A 2,097-nucleotide genomic window follows, 5' to 3' on the forward strand; every position below is an offset into this window, starting at 1 on the left:
CCCAATGTGAAGCTTCGATACCGGTCATCCAGGGAATGTCGGTTGATGGTGCCCGTGACTACGAGTCGAAAGGCAAGAAAAAATGTGAACCAAAAAGTAGGTCAGACAAATTGAATCAAAACGAAGAGTGGATGATTTGATTGGACCTCACAGAACCCTCCAGATTCAAATTATTGTTGTGCTTCGATAAGCGATATGTTGTCTAAATTAAATAGTGAATTCAGAGCGTCCGTCAAAATCTCAGTGCGATTCAAAGGGCAAGAGTCGTGGCGAAAGCAAAAATAAAGAAGATAAAAAAGGACACCGGTCTCTCGTCGAGTGACCTGATTACGTCCGACAATACGCTCAAGCTCAAGGGGAAAGCCGAACCAGGCGCCAAGATCGTCATCTATGACAATGGCGTCAAGATCGGAACTGCCAAGGCCAACAAGAAGGGCGTCTGGTCCTTCAAGACCGATGCCCTCGATGACGGCAAGCATAATTTCAAGATCAAGGCGAAAAAGAACGGTAAGTCTAAAACCTCAAAGAAGAAAAAGACCGTCGTCGACACCGAAATCGACGATCCGATCATCGCGGCGGTCGCTGACGATACCGGCATCGCCGACGGCATCACGGCAGACAACACGCTAACCCTCTCCGGAGTCACTGAAGCCGGCGCCAAGGTCAAGGTTTTCCTCGGCGGCGACCTGATCGGAACGGTCTATGCCGATGACGACGGCGACTGGACGTTTACGACGGACGCGCTGTCTGACGGCGACCACAGCTTCAAGGTCAAGGCGAAGGACGTCGCCGGCAATAAAAGCAGCAAGTCAGCCGCGACCGTGGTCACCGTCGACACGTCTGTCGACGCGCCGAGCGTCACCGGTTTCTCCGACGACACCGGCGTGTCAGGCGACGACATCACCGCCGATGATACGTTGACCATCACCGGGACGGCCGAGGCCGGTGCGACCGTCGAGATCTTCGACGGTGCGTCATCGCTGGGAACGGCGGTTGCCGACGGTTCGGGCGACTGGAGCTTCGATACCGCGACCCTGACCGAGGGCGCCCACAGCTTCACGGCGGTCGCCACCGACGTTGCCGGCAACACCAGCGCCGCCTCCGGCCCGCTCGCCGTCACGATTGACACGATTGCCCCGAGCGCGCCGACCATCGGCTTGGCGACCGCATCCGATGACGGCACCACCGGCGACGGTCTGACCAGCGAACAGGTGTTGACGCTTTTGGGCACCGCTGAGGCCGGCGCGACGGTCGAGATTTCCTACGACGGCACGCCGCTGGCGACAGTGGTCGCCGACGGCAGCGGCGACTGGAGCTACGACATCGTCGTGCCGCTGGCGTATGACACGCATGCTTTCACGGCGACCGCCACCGACGCAGCCGGCAACACCAGCAGCGCCGCTGCCGTTGACGTGACTGTTGGGCCAAGCACGGTTTACGACCTGACGTTTCTTGGCCCGGGCTTTGGCTTCATCGTCCAGGGCGATGCGGGCTACGACCTTGCCGGCACCAGCGTTTCTTTGGCTGGTGATGTCAACGGCGACGGCTTCGACGACCTGATCGTCGGGGCGCCCTATGGCAACGACGGCGGCGGCTATGCCGGCGAGGCCTATGTCGTCTTCGGGTCGGGGTCCGGGTTCGGGTCGGATGTCGGCGGCCGTCAGGTCATCGACCTGACCAGCCTCGCCGCGGCCGAGGGCTTCATCATCCAGGGCGATGCGGGCGCCGACTTTGCCGGCTGGAGCGTATCTTCGGCGGGGGATGTCAACGGCGACGGCTTCGACGACCTGATCGTCGGGGCACCCTATGGCGACGACGGCGGCGGCGCTGCCGGCGAGGCCTATGTTCTTCTGGGTGGGGCCTTTGGTGGGTCGACGACGCCGGTGATCACCAGCGGCACGGCTGCGGCCGAGATGCTGATCGGCGGGGCCGGTGACGACGAACTCTCGGGCGGTGGCGGAGCCGATGTCATTCGCTCCGGCGCCGGTGATGACGCACTGACCGTTGCCGACCAGACCTTCATGAAGATCGACGGTGGTTCGGGGACCGATAGGCTGGCGTTCGCCGGAATAGGCGAGACCATCGACTTTTCTCTCA

At 61.0% G+C, this 2,097-nt stretch carries 1 protein-coding gene; it reads left to right on the plus strand.

The annotated features are described in order from the left end of the window. Positions 1-266: 266 nt before the first annotated feature. Positions 267-2,097: hypothetical protein (locus tag GY791_19845; GenBank protein MCP4330653.1), on the plus strand; the 1,831-nt coding region annotated here is incomplete at its 3' end.

Source organism: Alphaproteobacteria bacterium, assembly GCA_024244705.1.
GTDB lineage: Bacteria > Pseudomonadota > Alphaproteobacteria > JAAEOK01 > JAAEOK01 > JAAEOK01.